The following is a 15,750-nucleotide window of genomic DNA, read 5'->3' as shown; positions in this document are numbered from 1 at the left end:
GTTCGAGGGGTGAACGCCGACACCCCCGACACCCCTGGCCGCATCGTTCTGCTCACCGCCAGCCACCGCGTCGCGCCCGGGCTGCTGTCCTGGCCCGCGTGGCGGACACTGCACGACGCCGACCGGGTCCTGTGCGCCGACGAAGCGCACCCGCAGCTTCCGTACCTGCGCGAGGCGGGCGTCGCCGTGGACATCGCCGCGCCCACCGCGCAGGAGCTGGTCGACTTCTGTGCCGGGGGCCGCGCGGTGGTGGTCGTGGCGACCGGCGAGGGCGACCGCGCCCTGACGGACGGGCTGGCCCGGATGGCGGGCTCAGGCCGGGTCGCCATGCCCGACCTGGAGCTGCTGCCCGGCTCGTACGACCTGCCCGGCGCCCGGCTGCTGGACCTGGTCGAGGTGATGGACCGCATCCGCCGCGAATGCCCCTGGTCGTCGCGGCAGACGCACGAGGGCCTGGCCAAGTACGGCATCGAGGAGGCGTACGAGCTCGTCGAGGCCATCGAGGACGGCGACCGTGACGAGCTGCGCGAGGAGCTCGGGGACGTCCTGCTCCAGGTGGTGTTCCACGCGCGGATCGCCGAGGAGCACGAGGAGGAGCCGTTCTCGATCGACGACGTGGCCGGCACGATCGTCGACAAGCTGATCCACCGCCACCCCCACGTCTTCGGCGACGAGCGCGCCGAGACGCCGGAGGAGGTCAAGGAGCACTGGCTGCGGACCAAGGCGATCGAGAAGCGGCGCGCGTCGGTGACGGACGGCGTCCCGCTCGGCCAGCCGGGCCTCGCCCTGGTGGCGAAGCTCGCGAGCCGCGTCCGCAACGCCGGTCTGGACGTCGCCCCGCCGTCCGGTGACGGCATCGGCTACGAGCTGCTGGCCCTCGCCGTACGCGCGGAGGCCGCGGGCGTCGACCCCGAGGCGGCCCTGCGCGCGGCCGGTCGCGCCTACCGCGACGCGATCCGGGCGGCGGAGGCCCCCGCGGCGCCGGATACCGTCGAGGAGTGAACGCCCCGCACGACAAGAACGCCCACCCGAGCACGCCGGACACCCCCGAAGCCGCCCCGGACGCCTCCGAAACCGCCCCGTCGGGCACCCCGGCCGCCCCGCGCCACCCGGCCGCCCCGGACGCCTCGCGGGGCGAGGCCCCGGAGGGGCAGCCGGCCGGCCAGGGCGGTCCGGACAGCCCCACGCCCTCCGACGCCCCGCGCGCCCGCGCCCCGCGGTCCGGCGTACCGGCCACTTCTGAGGACGGGGCGCCCGAGCTCTTCACCTGGGAGTTCGCGACCGATCCGTACCCCGCCTACGCCTGGCTGCGGGAGCACGCGCCCGTGCACCGGACGAGGCTCCCCAGCGGGGTCGAGGCGTGGCTGGTGACGCGGTACGGGGACGCGCGACAGGCGCTGGCCGACCAGCGGCTGAGCAAGAACCCCGCGCACCACGACGAGCCCGCGCACGCCAAGGGCAAGACCGGCATTCCGGGCGAGCGCAAGGCCGAGCTGATGACGCATCTGCTCAACATCGACCCGCCGGACCACACCCGGCTGCGCCGGCTGGTGTCGAAGGCGTTCACGCCCCGCCGCGTGGCCGAGTTCGCTCCGCGTGTGCAGGAGCTCACGGACCGGCTCATCGACAACTTCGTTACAAAGGGGAGCGCCGACCTCATCCATGAGTTCGCCTTCCCGCTCCCCATTTACGCCATTTGCGACATGCTGGGGGTGCCCCGGGAGGACCAGGACGACTTCCGCGACTGGGCCGGGATGATGATCCGGCACGGCGGCGGGCCGCGCGGTGGGGTCGCGCGGTCGGTGAAGAAGATGCGCGGCTATCTCTTGGAGCTGATCCACCGCAAGCGCGAGACGCCGGGGGACGACCTGATCTCGGGGCTCATCAAGGCCTCCGACCACGGCGAGCACCTCACCGAGAACGAGGCCGCCGCGATGGCGTTCATCCTCCTCTTCGCGGGCTTCGAGACGACGGTCAACCTCATCGGCAACGGCGTCTACGCGCTGCTGCGCAACCCCGGCCAGCGTGAACGCCTCCAGGCCTCCCTGGCCGCCGGTGAGCAGGGGCTGCTGGAGACCGGGGTCGAGGAACTGCTGCGCTACGACGGGCCGGTGGAGCTGGCGACGTGGCGGTTCGCGACCGAGCCGCTCACCATCGGCGGCGAGCGGATCGCGGCCGGCGACCCCGTGCTCGTCGTGCTCGCCGCGGCCGACAGGGACCCCGAGCGGTTCGACGAGCCGGACACGCTCGACCTGGCGCGGCGGGACAACCAGCACCTGGGGTACGGGCACGGCATCCACTACTGCCTCGGCGCGCCGCTCGCCCGGCTGGAGGGGCAGACCGCGCTGGCGACGCTGCTGACCCGGTTGCCCGACCTTCGGCTTGCGGTGGATCCGGCCGATTTGCGGTGGCGTGGCGGGCTCATTATGCGGGGACTGCGTACGCTCCCGGTCGAGTTCACCCCGTATGCGCCCCCCAATAACTGACGCTCCGTCATTTCTGTGATCTTCGCGTAATCTCCGCTGCATCGACTTGTGACTAGCGTTCGAATGCCGCTACGTTCACCGTCACCTCAGCAGTCACGCGAAAGGCAGCACCGCATGCGCTCCGGGAACGGCCGGCACCGACGACCCCGTCAAGCCCCCGCCATCGTCGTCGCGGCAGGGGTGACCGGATCCGCCATCGCGCTCCCGCTGCTCGGCGCGGGTTCCGCGTCGGCGGCCGACGCCACCACATGGGACCGGGTGGCCGAATGCGAGTCCGGCGGCATGTGGAGCGCGGACCTCGGTAACGGCTTCTACGGCGGCCTGCAGATGTCGCAGGAGACCTGGGAGTCGTACGGGGGCCTCGCCCACGCCGCACGCCCCGACCTCGCCAGCCGCACCGAGCAGATAGCCGTCGCCGAGAAGGTCTACGCCGCGACGGGCGTCAAGGCGTGGGAGACCTGCGCCCCCATCGCGGGCCTGGGCGGCGCCACCACCTCCCCCGACGCCGACCCCACGGGCACGGCCCCGGCCACGCCCGAGGCGGCGGACCCGACCGAGACGCTCGAGGACACGGGCACGCCCGAGCCGTCGGAGCCGTCCGACCCGGCCGGGTCCCTCCTGCCCACCGAGCCCGCCCCGACGACCCCTGGCGCGCCGCAGAGCCCCGCCCCGGGGACCGGGAAGCACCGGGGTGAGCCCGCGAAGGAGGAGGCGTCGACGACGGAGCCGACCGACCCCACGGCCCCGGCCGCCCCCGCCGACCCCACCGCACCGGTCACGCCCGGCACGCCGGAGGGCGAAAGCACCCTCAAGCCCACCGATCCGGCGAATACCGGCAATTCGGCCACCGACCGCGAAAACGGTGGACACCCCTCGCGGGGTGACGGGGCGACACGCGACCCGGGGAGCGTCGCGCCCGGCGCGTACACGGTCCAGCCCGGCGACAACCTGTCGGTCATCGCGGACGAGCACAAGGTCCCCGGCGGCTGGTCGGCGCTCTACGAGGCCAACCAGGACACCGTCGGTGCCGATCCGGACCTCATTCTCCCCGGTCAGAGCCTTGAGCTGACGACGGATCAGCCGCAGGACTGAGGCTGTATGTCCGCTTCTGTGTAAGTGAGACATGAATCTCTTCGGCCCGGCGGGCGGGCCACGGCCCACCGAACCGCACAATCCGCCCTTCACCTGCGTAAACGCCCGTCAATGGCGGGCGGATAAGGGCTGATTGACCCGGATGTCCGTCTTTGAACTTCGGGAAGGTCTGTGGCTACGGTCGTGACCGCTCGCCACCGCGGGCCCCTTCGACCGGAACGCCGAATCCTGCCGCCGGTCGACGGGAACAGTCGTCGCGTCATGCGCCGAAGGCAGGAGCGGGGGACCCAGGTAAGTGCCGGGCCCGGCCATGGAGACATGGCATGGAACCGGCTTGGGGTGAAGCCGCGCGCACCACGGTGCCGCGCGGCCGGGCCACTCACTCGCCCGAACCCGACAGCTCACCTCGCAGGCGTCGGTGAGGAGATGTCCCATGCTGTTCTCCGGCAAGTCCAAGCACCGTCGCCCCTCCAAGGCCGCCCGATTCGTCGCGTTCGCCGGTATCACCGGTGCCGCCGTCGCCGCCCCGCTGATGGGCGCCACGACCGCCTCGGCCGCCACCGGCGCCGAGTGGGAGAAGGTCGCCCAGTGCGAGTCCGGCGGCAACTGGTCCATCAACACCGGCAACGGCTACTACGGCGGCCTGCAGTTCTCGGCCTCCACCTGGGCCGCCTACGGCGGCACCGCGTACGCCCCGACCGCCGACCAGGCCTCCAAGTCGCAGCAGATAGAGATCGCCGAGAAGGTCCTCGCCGGCCAGGGCAAGGGTGCCTGGCCGCACTGCGGCGTCGGCCTGTCCAACGCCTCCTACGACGGCGGCGGCGCCGAGCAGGCCCAGCCGCAGCCGGAGCGCAAGGCCGAGCAGCCCACCACGCGCAGCGAGCAGCGCACCGCGCCCAAGGCCGCTCCCAAGGCCGAGTCGAAGAAGACCGTCACCACCCCGACCGGCAAGAAGGTCGAGAAGGGTGACGGCGAGTACAAGGTGAAGGCCGGCGACACCCTCAGCACCATCGCCGCCGAGAAGAAGGTCGCGGGCGGCTGGGAGAAGCTCTTCCAGCTGAACAAGGACATCGTCGACGACGCCGATCTGATCTACCCGGGCCAGCAGCTCCACCTGAGCTGACCCTCGTGAGACCACCCCGGTCCGGCGCGTCCTTCCCCCGTACGCGCCGGGCCGGGGTTTCCCGTTCCGCCCTCCTGAGCGGCCCCTCGCACACCCTGGCTACCCGTCGGTAAGTTTCATGTCGTTTTGCCCGTAATGCCGACTCGTGCGCCCTTTTTCGTCCCAGGAGGCGGGCGTCGGCTGGTCACGGCTCCGCGGCCGGTTAGGCTCTTGCCGCAAGGCCAAAGAGACCCTGCACCACCATGCGTCACATCTTGCGTCACATCCCAGAAGGAGATGCTCGTGCCGTCCATCGACGTCGTCGTAGCCCGGGAAATCCTGGACTCCCGAGGCAACCCCACGGTCGAGGTCGAGGTCGGCCTCGACGACGGCAGCACCGGCCGTGCTGCCGTTCCGTCCGGTGCCTCCACCGGAGCGTTCGAGGCCCTCGAGCTCCGCGACGGTGACAAGGACCGCTACCTCGGCAAGGGTGTCGAGAAGGCCGTCCTCGCCGTCATCGAACAGATCGGCCCGGAGCTCGTCGGCTACGACGCCACCGAGCAGCGGCTGATCGACCAGGCGATGTTCGACCTGGACGCCACCCCGGACAAGTCGTCGCTCGGCGCCAACGCCATCCTCGGTGTCTCCCTCGCCGTCGCGCACGCCGCCTCCGAGGCGTCCGACCTGCCGCTCTTCCGCTACCTGGGCGGCCCGAACGCGCACCTGCTGCCCGTTCCGATGATGAACATCCTGAACGGCGGCTCGCACGCCGACTCCAACGTGGACATCCAGGAGTTCATGATCGCTCCGATCGGCGCGGAGTCCTTCTCCGAGGCCCTTCGCTGGGGCGCCGAGGTCTACCACACCCTGAAGAAGGTCTTGAAGGAGAAGGGCCTCTCCACGGGTCTGGGCGACGAGGGCGGCTTCGCCCCGAACCTCGACTCCAACCGCGCCGCCCTCGACCTCATCCTCGAGGCCATCAAGCAGGCCGGTTACGCCCCGGGCAAGGACATCGCCCTGGCGCTCGACGTCGCCGCGTCCGAGTTCTACAAGGACGGCGCCTACGAGTTCGAGGGCAAGTCCCGCTCGGCCGCCGAGATGACGGACTACTACGCCGAGCTCGTCGACGCGTACCCGCTGGTCTCCATCGAGGACCCGCTGTTCGAGGACGACTGGGACGGCTGGAAGACCATCACCGAGAAGCTGGGCTCCAAGGTCCAGCTCGTCGGCGACGACCTGTTCGTCACCAACCCGGAGCGCCTGGCGCGCGGCATCGAGGAGAACGCCGCCAACGCCCTGCTGGTCAAGGTCAACCAGATCGGTTCGCTGACCGAGACCCTCGACGCCGTCGAGATGGCCCAGCGCAACGGCTTCAAGTGCATGATGTCGCACCGCTCCGGCGAGACCGAGGACGTCACCATCGCCGACCTGGCCGTCGCCACCAACTGCGGCCAGATCAAGACCGGCGCCCCGGCCCGCTCCGAGCGCGTCGCCAAGTACAACCAGCTGCTGCGCATCGAGGAGATCCTCGACGACGCCGCCGTGTACGCGGGCCGCTCGGCCTTCCCGCGCTTCAAGGGCTGATCCTTCCCAGCCCGGGTTACGTACGTCCCCGGCCACGGTCCCGTACCGTGTCCGGGGACGTACGTACGTAACGGGCAAGGGGAGGCGGGTACAACACATGGCCCGGGACCGGTTCTCCACCGCGACCAGGTTGCGACTGCTCGGCGAGCAGACCGCCGCCCGCGTCTACCGCTCCCAGACCCGCCGCCAGGCCCGCCGCTCCCGGCTCACCGGACGCGCGGCCTTCCTCGCGCTGGTCGTCTGCTCGCTGGTGGTCGCCCTGGCCTACCCGATGCGCCAATGGGTGTCCCAGCGCGCCGAGATCGCCGAGCAGGAGCGGCTGGCGGCCGAGGCGGGCGAGCGCGTCGAACGGCTGCGCGACGAGAAGGCGCGGCTCCAGGACGACGCGTACATCAAGCGCCTGGCGCGGGAGCACCTGCACTATGTACTCCCGGGGGAGACCGGCTACACGGTCATCGACCCCGACGCGGTGCGCCAGCGCCGCACCGACCAGGGCGCGGCCGACCGCCCCTGGTACTCCAACCTCTGGGACGGCGTGGACACCGCCGACCGCACCGACCGCAAGTAGAACCCAAGGCAGGCATGGAAACGCCCCCTCCGCAGACCGAACGCACCGAGCCCACCGAGGCGGACGTCGCGGCGTTCAAGGAACAGCTCGGCCGCCCGCCGCGCGGCCTGCGCGCCATCGCGCACCGCTGCCCGTGCGGCAACCCGGACGTGGTGGAGACCGCGCCCCGGCTCCCCGACGGCACGCCGTTCCCGACGACGTACTACCTCACGTGCCCGCGCGCGGCCTCCGCGATCGGCACGCTGGAGGCGAACGGCGTCATGAAGGAGATGACCGAGCGTCTCCAGAGCGACCCGGAACTCGCCGCCGCCTACCGCGCGGCGCACGAGGACTACATCGCGCGCCGCGACGCCATCGAGGTCCTGGAGGGCTTCCCGAGCGCCGGCGGCATGCCGGACCGGGTGAAGTGCCTGCACGTGCTCGTCGGCCACTCGCTGGCCGCCGGGCCGGGGGTGAACCCGCTGGGCGACGAGGCCATCGCGATGCTGCCGGAGTGGTGGGCCAAGGGCCCCTGCGTCACCGCCCACCGGGACGAGGAGGCCGGCGAATGACCCGCGTCGCCGCCATCGACTGCGGTACGAACTCCATCCGTCTGCTCGTCGCCGACGTCGACCCGTCGACCGGCGAAGTCACGGACCTGGACCGCCGGATGACGATCGTGCGGCTGGGCCAGGGCGTCGACAGGACCGGGCGGCTCGCGCCCGAGGCGCTGGAGCGGACCTTCGCGGCCTGCCACGAGTACGCCGCCGTGATCAAGGAGTACGGCGCCGAGAGGCTCCGGTTCGTGGCGACCTCCGCCTCGCGCGACGCCGAGAACCGCGACGACTTCGTCCGGGGCGTCATGGACATCCTGGGCGTGGAGCCCGAGGTCATCAGCGGTGACCAGGAGGCGGAGTTCTCCTTCACCGGGGCGACGAAGGAGCTGACGGGCTCCGACGAGTACCTGGTCGTGGACATCGGCGGCGGCTCCACCGAGTTCGTGGTGGGCGCCGCGCACGCCCGCGCCGCCCGGTCGGTCGACATCGGCTGCGTCCGCCTGACCGAGCGTCATGTGCGCAGCGACCCGCCCTCCGAGGCGGAGGTCGCCGCGATCCGGGCCGACGTCGAGGCGGCGCTGGACCTGGCGGAGGAGACCGTCCCGCTGCGGGAGGCGGAGACGCTCGTCGGACTGGCCGGTTCGGTGACCACGGTCGCCGCGATCGCCCTGGGGCTGACCTCCTACGACTCGGCCGCGATCCACCGGTCGCGCATCTCCTACGAGCAGGTCGCCGAGGTCACGGGGCGGCTGCTGGCGGCGACGCACGACGAGCGGTCCGCGATCCCGGTGATGCACCCGGGCCGGGTGGACGTCATCGTCTCCGGAGCGCTGGTCCTGCTGGCCGTGATGGACCGGATCGGGGCCCGTGAGGTGGTCGTCTCCGAACACGACATTCTGGACGGAATCGCCCTCTCGCTCGTCTGATCGCCGTCCCGGTCGAGCGCCGCCGGACAGCCCGTCGGAAAAGTTCGTGAAGTTCTTCACAAGGAAAAGGGCCCCGAGGGGGGTCGGGGAGCCGCTCAACGGCCTCCGGAGCCCCCCTCGGGGCCCTTTCGCAGGCGCGGAAGCCACCCTCGTCTGTGTTTCGCAGGTGTGAAGTCCGGTGGTGGTCCACGGTTAAAAGGTGCTCGCAGGCCCAGTTCAACAGGGGTGAACAACGTCTTCCGTTACACCGTGGTTCCCTTGCGGCGCCATGACCTCGGTCACGCGGGCCGCGCAGTGTAGCAGAGGTCTCCCAGGAGCTTGTGAAGGGGCGCACGAGCGACCCCCCTCGACCGGGTGGATACTCGATGGCATGAGCACCACGGAGCGTCCCAGGATCCTCGTAGTAGGCGGTGGGTACGTAGGCCTGTACGCAGCTCGGCGCATTCTCAAGAAGATGCGCTACGGCGAGGCGACCGTCACGGTCGTCGACCCCCGGTCGTACATGACCTACCAGCCCTTCCTGCCCGAAGCCGCCGCCGGCAGCATCTCGCCGCGGCACGTCGTCGTCCCGCTGCGACGCGTGCTGCCCAAGGCCGAGGTACTCACCGGCCGGGTCACCACCATCGACCAGGACCGCAAGGTCGCCACGATCGCGCCGCTCGTCGGCGAGTCGTACGAGCTGCCGTTCGACTACCTGGTCATCGCGCTGGGTGCGATCTCCCGCACCTTCCCGATCCCCGGTCTCGCCGAGCAGGGCATCGGCATGAAGGGCATCGAGGAGGCCATCGGCCTGCGCAACCACGTCCTCGAGCAGCTCGACAAGGCCGACTCGACGACCGATGAGGAGGTCCGCCGCAAGGCGCTGACCTTCGTCTTCGTGGGCGGCGGCTTCGCCGGCGCGGAGACCATCGGTGAGGTCGAGGACCTGGCCCGCGACGCCGCCAAGTACTACAAGAACGTGAAGCGCGAGGACATGCGCTTCATCCTGGTCGACGCCGCGGACAAGATCCTCCCCGAGGTCGGCCCCAAGCTCGGCGCGTACGGCAAGGAGCACCTGGAGGGCCGTGGGGTCGAGGTCTACCTCTCGACGTCCATGGACTCCTGCGTCGACGGCCACGTGGTGCTGAAGAACGGCCTGGAGGTCGACTCCAACACCATCGTGTGGACCGCCGGTGTGAAGCCCAACCCGGCGCTCGCCCGCTACGGCCTGCCGCTCGGCCCCCGCGGTCACGTCGACTGCGACGCCACCCTCCAGGTCAAGGGCACCGACTACATCTGGGCCGCCGGCGACAACGCCCAGGTCCCGGACCTCGTCGGCCGCAAGGCCGGCAACGAGAACGCCTGGTGCCCGCCGAACGCCCAGCACGCGCTGCGCCAGGCCAAGGTCCTCGGCGACAACGTGATCTCCGGCATGCGGGGCTTCCCGCAGAAGGAGTACAGCCACGCCAACAAGGGTGCGGTCGCCGGTCTCGGCCTGCACAAGGGCGTCGCGATGATCGTCATGGGCAAGGTGAAGATCAAGCTCAAGGGCCGTCTCGCCTGGTACATGCACCGCGGCTACCACGGCATGGCGATGCCGACCTGGAACCGCAAGATCCGCGTCTTCGCGGACTGGACGCTCGCGATGTTCCTCAAGCGCGAGGTCGTCTCGCTCGGCGCCATAGAGTCGCCGCGCGAGGAGTTCTACGAGGCCGCCAAGCCGGCCCCGGCCGCGCCCGCGTCGAAGCCGGAGAAGGCCAAGGCCTCCTGACCGGGTAGTTCCCAGGCACCTCCGCGTCGAGGGGCCGCCCGCCATCCGTGGTGCGGGCGGCCCCTTCCGCGTACCCGGGCCTTGTCGGGTCCCGGCGCCCGGCCCTTCCGTATGCCCGGCGCTTCCGCGGGCCCCCGGCCGGGAGAGCCCCCGGCCGGAGAGCCTCCGGCGGGCTGAGGGCGCGTCAGGGCGCACGGGGAGGGTGAACGGCCCGCATTTTGCCGTCGCATTGCTTCGTTTCGGGACTGCGCCCGCGCGCCCCGGGTGTTTTCGTGGTGTTGAGCATTTCTGGGACTCCTCATCACGGAGGTGTGCACCATGGCCGATGCCGCGTCGCGGCTCACCACGCTCGCCGAGGATCTGCTGGGCGTTCCGCTCCCGGTCCGGATCCGTGCCTGGGACGGCAGTGAAGCGGGACCGCCCGGTGCGCCCGTCCTCGTCGTACGCCACCGCCGGGCACTGCGGCGGCTGATGTGGAGGCCGGGCGAGCTGGGGCTCGCGCGGGCCTGGGTCGCCGGTGAGCTCGACGTGGAGGGCGACCTGTACGAGGTCCTCGACCGGCTCGCCGGCCTGGTCTGGGAGCGCGGCGACGCCACCACCGAGGACTCCGTGCACCCCGTACGCGACCCCAGATTGCGCGCCGCCGCCCGCGCCCTGCTCCAGCTCGCCGGGCCCTGGCCGCCGCCCCGGCCGCCCGCCGAGGAGGTCAGGCGCCGCACCGGCCCCCTGCACACCAAGCGGCGCGACAAGGCGGCCATCAGCCACCACTACGACGTCGGCAACGACTTCTACGAACTGGTCCTCGGGCCCTCCATGGTCTACTCGTGCGCCTACTGGGCCGAGGACGGCACCCTCGAAGAGGCACAGGTCGCCAAGCTCGACCTCGTCTGCCGCAAGCTGGCCCTCAAGCAGGGCGACCGGCTGCTCGACGTGGGCTGCGGCTGGGGCTCCATGGCCATCCAGGCCGCCCGCGGGTACGGCGCCCGTGTCGTCGGCATCACCCTCTCCACCGAGCAGGCCGCCTACGCGCGCAAACGCGTCGCCGACGAGGGCCTGACCGACCTGGTCGAGATCCGGGTCCAGGACTACCGGGACGTCAAGGACGGGCCGTACGACGCGATCTCGTCCATCGGCATGGCCGAGCACGTCGGGCAGGTCCGCTACCGCGAGTACGCCGACGACCTGTACGCCCTGCTCAAGCCCGGCGGCCGGCTCCTGAACCACCAGATCTCCCGCCGCCCCGAGAAGAACGAAGCCGCCTACCGCGTCGACGACTTCATCGACCGGTACGTCTTCCCCGACGGCGAACTCGCGCCCGTCGGCCGCACCGTCGGCGCCCTCGAGGACGCCGGGTTCGAGGTGCGCGACGTCGAGGCCATCCGTGAGCACTACGCCCTCACCCTGCGGCAGTGGGTGGCCAACCTGGAGGACAACCGGGCCGAGGCCGAGCGGTTCACCTCCCCGGGCCGGGCACGCGTCTGGCGCCTCTACATGGCCGCCTCCGCCGTCTCCTTCGAACGCAACCGCATCGGCGTCAACCAGGTGCTCGCCGTACGGACCCCGGAGGACGGCGTCTCCGGCCTCCCGCTGCGCCCGAGGGCGTGGACCGAGCGACCGGACCGCTGACACGCCGAGGGCCGGGCTCCCGCGAACGGGAACCCGGCCCTCACCTCTCCACGGCCCTTTGCGGGACTGCGGCTACTCGGCCTTGATGGCGTTCAGCATGTTCAGCCTCGCCGCGCTGCGCGCCGGCCACATCGCGGCCAGGACGCCCACCAGGGCCGCCAGGCCCAGGAAGATCCCGATCCGGTCCCACGGGATGACCAGCGCGTAACCCGGGATGTTCGACTTGATGGTCTGGCCGATGGCCCAGCCCAGGAACGAGCCGAGGCCGATACCGACCACCGCGCCGAAGACCGAGATGACCACGGCCTCCAGCCGCACCATCCGCTTCACCCGGCGGCGGTCCAGACCGATCGCCCGCAGCATGCCGATCTCCTGCTGCCGCTCGAAGACGGACATCGCCAGGGTGTTGACGACACCCAGCACCGCGATGATCAGCGCCATCGCCAGCAGGCCGTACATGATGTTCAGCATCATGTTGATCATGCCGCCGAACTGGTCGCGGACGTCCTGCTTGTCCATCACGTTGATCGCGGGGTTCTTGCCGAGGGCGTCGACCAGCGCCTTCTCGTTCGCGGCGGACTCACCGCCGTCCATGTTCACGAAGACCTGCCGGATGTACGGCTTCACCTCGTGCGGGGCGACGACCTTGGTGTCCACCAGCACCGGCGAGAGCAGCTCGCTGTCCTTGTAGACCGCGCCGACGGTCAGCTTGCCCTTCTTCTTGTCGGCGAAGGTGACCGGCAGGGTCTCACCGACCTTCCAGCCCTGCTTCTCGGCCGTCTTCTCGGCGACCGCCAGCTGTCCCTTGCCGAGCGAAGCCAGCGAGCCGTCCACCAGCTCCACGTTGAGGACCCGCTCGACGTCACCCGGGGTGATGGCCGAAGCCGACACCCAGTTGTCCTCGACGTCGAAGTACGTGGCCTGCTGCGGCGAGACCGCCGTGGTACCCGGAGCCTTCTCCAGCGCGGCCAGCGCGGACTGGTCGAGGTAGCCGCCGCTGGCCATGGCGACGGTGTAGTCGGCCTTGAGCTGGTCCGTGGTCATCTTGTCCAGCGCCGTGCCGACCGTGACGCCCAGCACCGACAGTCCCGTGACCAGCGTCAGGCCGATGGCCAGCGCGGAGGCGGTGGCACCGGTGCGGCGCGGGTTGCGGACCGCGTTCTGCGCGGCCAGCTTGCCGGAGACCCCGAACGCGCTGATCATGAGCGGCCGTACGAGGGCGATGATCGGGCGGGACAGCAGCGGGATGAGCACGATCACACCGATCAGTGCGAGGAAGGCACCGCCCGCGATGAGCATCCGGCCGTCGGAGCCGGCCGCGGCACCCGCCACGATCAGCGCCGCGCCCGCGGCGGTGAAGAACGCGCCGATGGAGTTGCGCACGACCAGGGACTTGGTGGTCGCCACCGCGTGGACGCTGCTCATCGCCGCCACCGGCGGGATCTTGGCGGCGCGGCGGCCGGGCAGCCAGGCGGCGAACATCGTGATCAGGACACCGACGCCGAGCGAGGCGAGTACCGGCGTCGTACCGATGACGAGCGGTCCCTCGGGCACCTTCATGCCGAACGCCGCCATGCCGGAGCGCAGGCCTACCGCCAGTCCGATACCGAGGGCGAAGCCGACCACCGAGGCCACCAGGCCGACCACACCGGCCTCGGCCAGCACCGAGCGGGTGATCTGCTTCCGGGAGGCACCGACGGCGCGCATCAGCGCCAGTTCCTTGGTGCGCTGGGCGACCAGCATGGTGAAGGTGTTGGAGATCAGGAAGACGCCGACGAAGAGCGCGATGGCGGCGAAGCCGAGCAGCATCTGGTTGAGGCTGCTGAGCTCTTCCTCGATCATCTTCGCCTGCTCGTCGGCGAGCGCGGTGCCCGTCTTGGCCTCGGCGTTCTCCGGGATCAGCGGCTCGACCGCGTCGAGGATCTTCGCGTCGTCGGCGCCGGACGCGGCGGCGACGGTCAGGTCCTTGTAGTAGCCGGGCTTCAGGTAGAGCGACTGCGCCACGGAGGTGTCGAAGAGGACCAGGCTGCCGCCGGCGCTGACGGCGCCGTCCTCGGTGGTGAAGACACCGGCCAGGGTGTACTCCTTGACCGGGCCGTTCGTGGCGACCCGCACCCGGTCGCCGACCTTGTACTCACCCTTGACGGCGGTGTCCTTGTCGAGGGCGACCTGGTCGGCCTTCACCGGGCCGGAGCCCTCGGTGAAGTCGTAGGCGGCGTCCTTGCCGTCCTTGCCGGGGGCGAAGTTGGAGCCCTTGTTGGACCAGCCGACGCCGATCAGCTTGCCCTCGGGGTCGGCGACCCCGGCGAAGCCGTCCACACGTCCGGTGACGGAGGCGACCCCGTCGAGCTTCTTGATCTTGTCGACGGTCTGCTGGGAGAGGCCCGGCTCCTGCTTGGCGTCGTTCTCGTCGGCGTAGGAGGTGACGGCGACCGCGACGTTGTCGTAGCTCTTGGCCGACTGGTTGCGGAAGGCGTTGGACAGGGTGTCGGTGAAGACCAGGGTGCCGGAGACGAACGCGACGCCGAGCATGACGGCGAGCACGGTCATCAGCAGCCTGGCCTTGTGCGCGAGCACATTGCGCAAGGCAGTACGGAACATGAGGTGTGAGTCCTGGGGTGAAGAGGGATCGGCGAGGGCCGGAGCGCGTCCGGGTCGGGCCGGGGAGTCCGGGGCGGGCGCCCCGCGGGGCGTCAGCTCGTGCGGCCCTTGGCGTCGAACTCCTTCATGCGGTCGAGCACGCCGTCCGCCGTCGGGTGCAGCATCTCGTCGACGATGCGGCCGTCGGCCAGGAAGATCACGCGGTCGGCGTAGGAGGCGGCGACCGGGTCGTGGGTGACCATCACCACGGTCTGGCCCAGTTCGCGCACCGAATTGCGCAGGAAGCCCAGCACCTCGGCGCCGGAGCGGGAGTCGAGGTTTCCGGTCGGCTCGTCACCGAAGATGATCTCGGGGCGGGAGGCCAGCGCGCGGGCCACGGCGACGCGCTGCTGCTGGCCGCCGGAGAGCTGTGCGGGCCGGTGGCCCAGCCGGCCCGACAGGCCCACCATCTCGATGACCTTGTTCACCCACTCCTTGTCGGGCTTGCGCCCCGCGATGTCCATGGGCAGCGTGATGTTCTCCTGCGCGGTCAGCGTCGGCAGCAGGTTGAAGGCCTGGAATATGAAGCCGATCTTGTCGCGCCGCAGCTGGGTGAGCTGCTTGTCCTTGAGGGAGCCCAGCTCCGTGTCACCGATGCGCACCGAGCCGCTGCTGAAGGTGTCGAGCCCGGCCACGCAGTGCATCAGCGTCGACTTGCCGGAGCCCGAGGGGCCCATGATCGCGGTGAACTCGCCCTGGTGGAAGTCCACCGTGACCCGGTCCAGGGCGACCACCTGGGTCTCGCCGTGTCCGTAGACCTTGGACAGATCCATGGCGCGGGCGGCTACCGCGGTGGCGCGGTAAGCGGTGGGTGTGGTGGTCACGAGGGGCTCCTGTCGAGGACTGTTCTTCGAGGACCTCTCCATCGTCATCGTCGAGCACCCGCCGGGCGTCCGCCCGCATGCCCGTATCCGGGGCCGCCTGGAGTCGGACCCGGCGGGCCCGCCCCTCCTCCTGAGGTATGACGGGACCCCTGAGACGCGCCCCCGGAATCACCGACCGGGTGACACGGGGCGACGACTTTCCGTCATTCCTTTGCGTACGTCTTTGCGGCCGCTAGCCGCGGGAGTCTGCTGTGCAACGCCGCTCACCAGCGCTGACGCTCACTCAGACGTCAATAAAATAAGACAACATCGTGCCACCGTTCCGCTGTTCGGGGGACGCGCCCCGATAGGCTCCTGTGCCAACGCGGAGCCGCGGGGTAACGCCCGGATGGTGGAATGCAGACACGGCGAGCTTAAACCTCGCTGGCCTTCGGGCCGTACCGGTTCGAGTCCGGTTCCGGGCACTCCCGACCCTCCTGACGGGAGCGGTCCCACAAAAAACCGGACGACCGGCAGGATCTGGCCACGGACGAGTGGCGGGGGAGAGGGAAAGATCCTCCCCGAGCACTAGGGTGTTTCTTTTGCTTGCCCATTACTCTTGTTCTCAAGGCCGCGC

The 15,750-nt window shown here is 70.6% G+C and carries 12 protein-coding genes, 1 tRNA gene and 1 riboswitch; of the genes, 11 read left to right on the top strand and 2 right to left on the bottom strand.

What is annotated here, in order from left to right:
* Window positions 1-9 precede the first annotated feature (9 nt).
* From ACZ6C1_RS21310 to ACZ6C1_RS21265, 10 genes are all read left to right on the top strand, one after another.
* A complete protein-coding gene (locus ACZ6C1_RS21310) occupies window positions 10-1,002 on the top strand; it encodes a nucleoside triphosphate pyrophosphohydrolase (protein ID WP_469242713.1) in 993 nt (330 codons plus the stop codon).
* Window positions 999-2,486, top strand: a complete 1,488-nt coding sequence (locus ACZ6C1_RS21305) for a cytochrome P450 family protein (RefSeq protein ID WP_469242711.1) — start codon at window positions 999-1,001, stop codon at window positions 2,484-2,486. Before ACZ6C1_RS21310 ends, ACZ6C1_RS21305 begins: the two co-directional genes overlap by 4 nt.
* A gap of 180 nt (window positions 2,487-2,666) precedes the next feature.
* Entirely contained in the window at window positions 2,667-3,578 is a 912-nt protein-coding gene (locus ACZ6C1_RS21300; protein WP_469242709.1) for a transglycosylase family protein, read from the top strand.
* 254 nt (window positions 3,579-3,832) lie between these two features.
* Window positions 3,833-4,008: riboswitch (cyclic di-AMP (ydaO/yuaA leader) on the top strand.
* A gap of 3 nt (window positions 4,009-4,011) precedes the next feature.
* Entirely contained in the window at window positions 4,012-4,701 is a 690-nt protein-coding gene (locus tag ACZ6C1_RS21295) for a transglycosylase family protein (protein WP_469242707.1), read from the top strand.
* A 282-nt stretch (window positions 4,702-4,983) separates the two neighbouring features.
* A complete protein-coding gene (gene eno, locus ACZ6C1_RS21290) occupies window positions 4,984-6,264 on the top strand; it encodes a phosphopyruvate hydratase (RefSeq protein ID WP_107417901.1) in 1,281 nt (426 codons plus the stop codon).
* Window positions 6,265-6,361: 97 nt separating this feature from the next.
* Window positions 6,362-6,832 (top strand): FtsB family cell division protein, encoded by a 471-nt coding sequence (locus ACZ6C1_RS21285; RefSeq protein ID WP_469242705.1) that lies wholly within the window; start codon window positions 6,362-6,364, stop codon window positions 6,830-6,832.
* A 14-nt stretch (window positions 6,833-6,846) separates the two neighbouring features.
* The gene (locus ACZ6C1_RS21280; protein WP_469242703.1) at window positions 6,847-7,383 is read left to right on the top strand and encodes a DUF501 domain-containing protein; all 537 of its coding nucleotides are present in this window, start codon (window positions 6,847-6,849) and stop codon (window positions 7,381-7,383) included.
* Complete coding sequence (locus tag ACZ6C1_RS21275; RefSeq protein ID WP_469242701.1) at window positions 7,380-8,294, top strand: Ppx/GppA phosphatase family protein; 915 nt, start codon at window positions 7,380-7,382, stop codon at window positions 8,292-8,294. The genes ACZ6C1_RS21280 and ACZ6C1_RS21275 overlap by 4 nt, the downstream gene beginning before the upstream one ends.
* Window positions 8,295-8,664: 370 nt before the next feature.
* Window positions 8,665-10,044, top strand: coding sequence for an NAD(P)/FAD-dependent oxidoreductase (locus ACZ6C1_RS21270; protein WP_469242699.1), 1,380 nt, complete (start codon window positions 8,665-8,667; stop codon window positions 10,042-10,044).
* A 318-nt stretch (window positions 10,045-10,362) separates the two neighbouring features.
* Window positions 10,363-11,670: a class I SAM-dependent methyltransferase gene (locus ACZ6C1_RS21265; RefSeq protein ID WP_469242697.1), complete on the top strand. Its 1,308-nt coding sequence runs from the start codon at window positions 10,363-10,365 to the stop codon at window positions 11,668-11,670.
* A 72-nt stretch (window positions 11,671-11,742) separates the two neighbouring features.
* Here the strand turns inward: ACZ6C1_RS21265 and ACZ6C1_RS21260 are convergent, their stop codons facing one another.
* Window positions 11,743-14,271: an ABC transporter permease gene (locus ACZ6C1_RS21260; protein WP_469242695.1), complete on the bottom strand. Its 2,529-nt coding sequence runs from the start codon at window positions 14,269-14,271 to the stop codon at window positions 11,743-11,745.
* 92 nt (window positions 14,272-14,363) lie between these two features.
* Window positions 14,364-15,134: an ABC transporter ATP-binding protein gene (locus ACZ6C1_RS21255; protein ID WP_469242693.1), complete on the bottom strand. Its 771-nt coding sequence runs from the start codon at window positions 15,132-15,134 to the stop codon at window positions 14,364-14,366.
* A 382-nt stretch (window positions 15,135-15,516) separates the two neighbouring features.
* Here ACZ6C1_RS21255 and ACZ6C1_RS21250 point away from each other — a divergent pair.
* Window positions 15,517-15,598 (top strand) — tRNA-Leu (locus tag ACZ6C1_RS21250).
* Window positions 15,599-15,750 lie beyond the last annotated feature (152 nt).

Source organism: Streptomyces sp. NPDC041796 (assembly GCF_055590785.1).
Note: the sequence above shows the minus strand (reverse complement) of the source record. Positions and strands in the feature narration are given on the sequence as shown.

Coding starts and splice junctions, on each gene's coding strand:
- ACZ6C1_RS21295 (WP_469242707.1), top strand. CDS start 4,012: ATGCTGTTCTCCGGCAAGTCCAAGCACCGTCGCCCCTCCAAGGCCGCC.
- ACZ6C1_RS21285 (WP_469242705.1), top strand. CDS start 6,362: ATGGCCCGGGACCGGTTCTCCACCGCGACCAGGTTGCGACTGCTCGGC.
- ACZ6C1_RS21280 (WP_469242703.1), top strand. CDS start 6,847: ATGGAAACGCCCCCTCCGCAGACCGAACGCACCGAGCCCACCGAGGCG.
- ACZ6C1_RS21275 (WP_469242701.1), top strand. CDS start 7,380: ATGACCCGCGTCGCCGCCATCGACTGCGGTACGAACTCCATCCGTCTG.
- ACZ6C1_RS21270 (WP_469242699.1), top strand. CDS start 8,665: ATGAGCACCACGGAGCGTCCCAGGATCCTCGTAGTAGGCGGTGGGTAC.
- ACZ6C1_RS21265 (WP_469242697.1), top strand. CDS start 10,363: ATGGCCGATGCCGCGTCGCGGCTCACCACGCTCGCCGAGGATCTGCTG.
- ACZ6C1_RS21260 (WP_469242695.1), bottom strand. CDS start 14,271: ATGTTCCGTACTGCCTTGCGCAATGTGCTCGCGCACAAGGCCAGGCTG.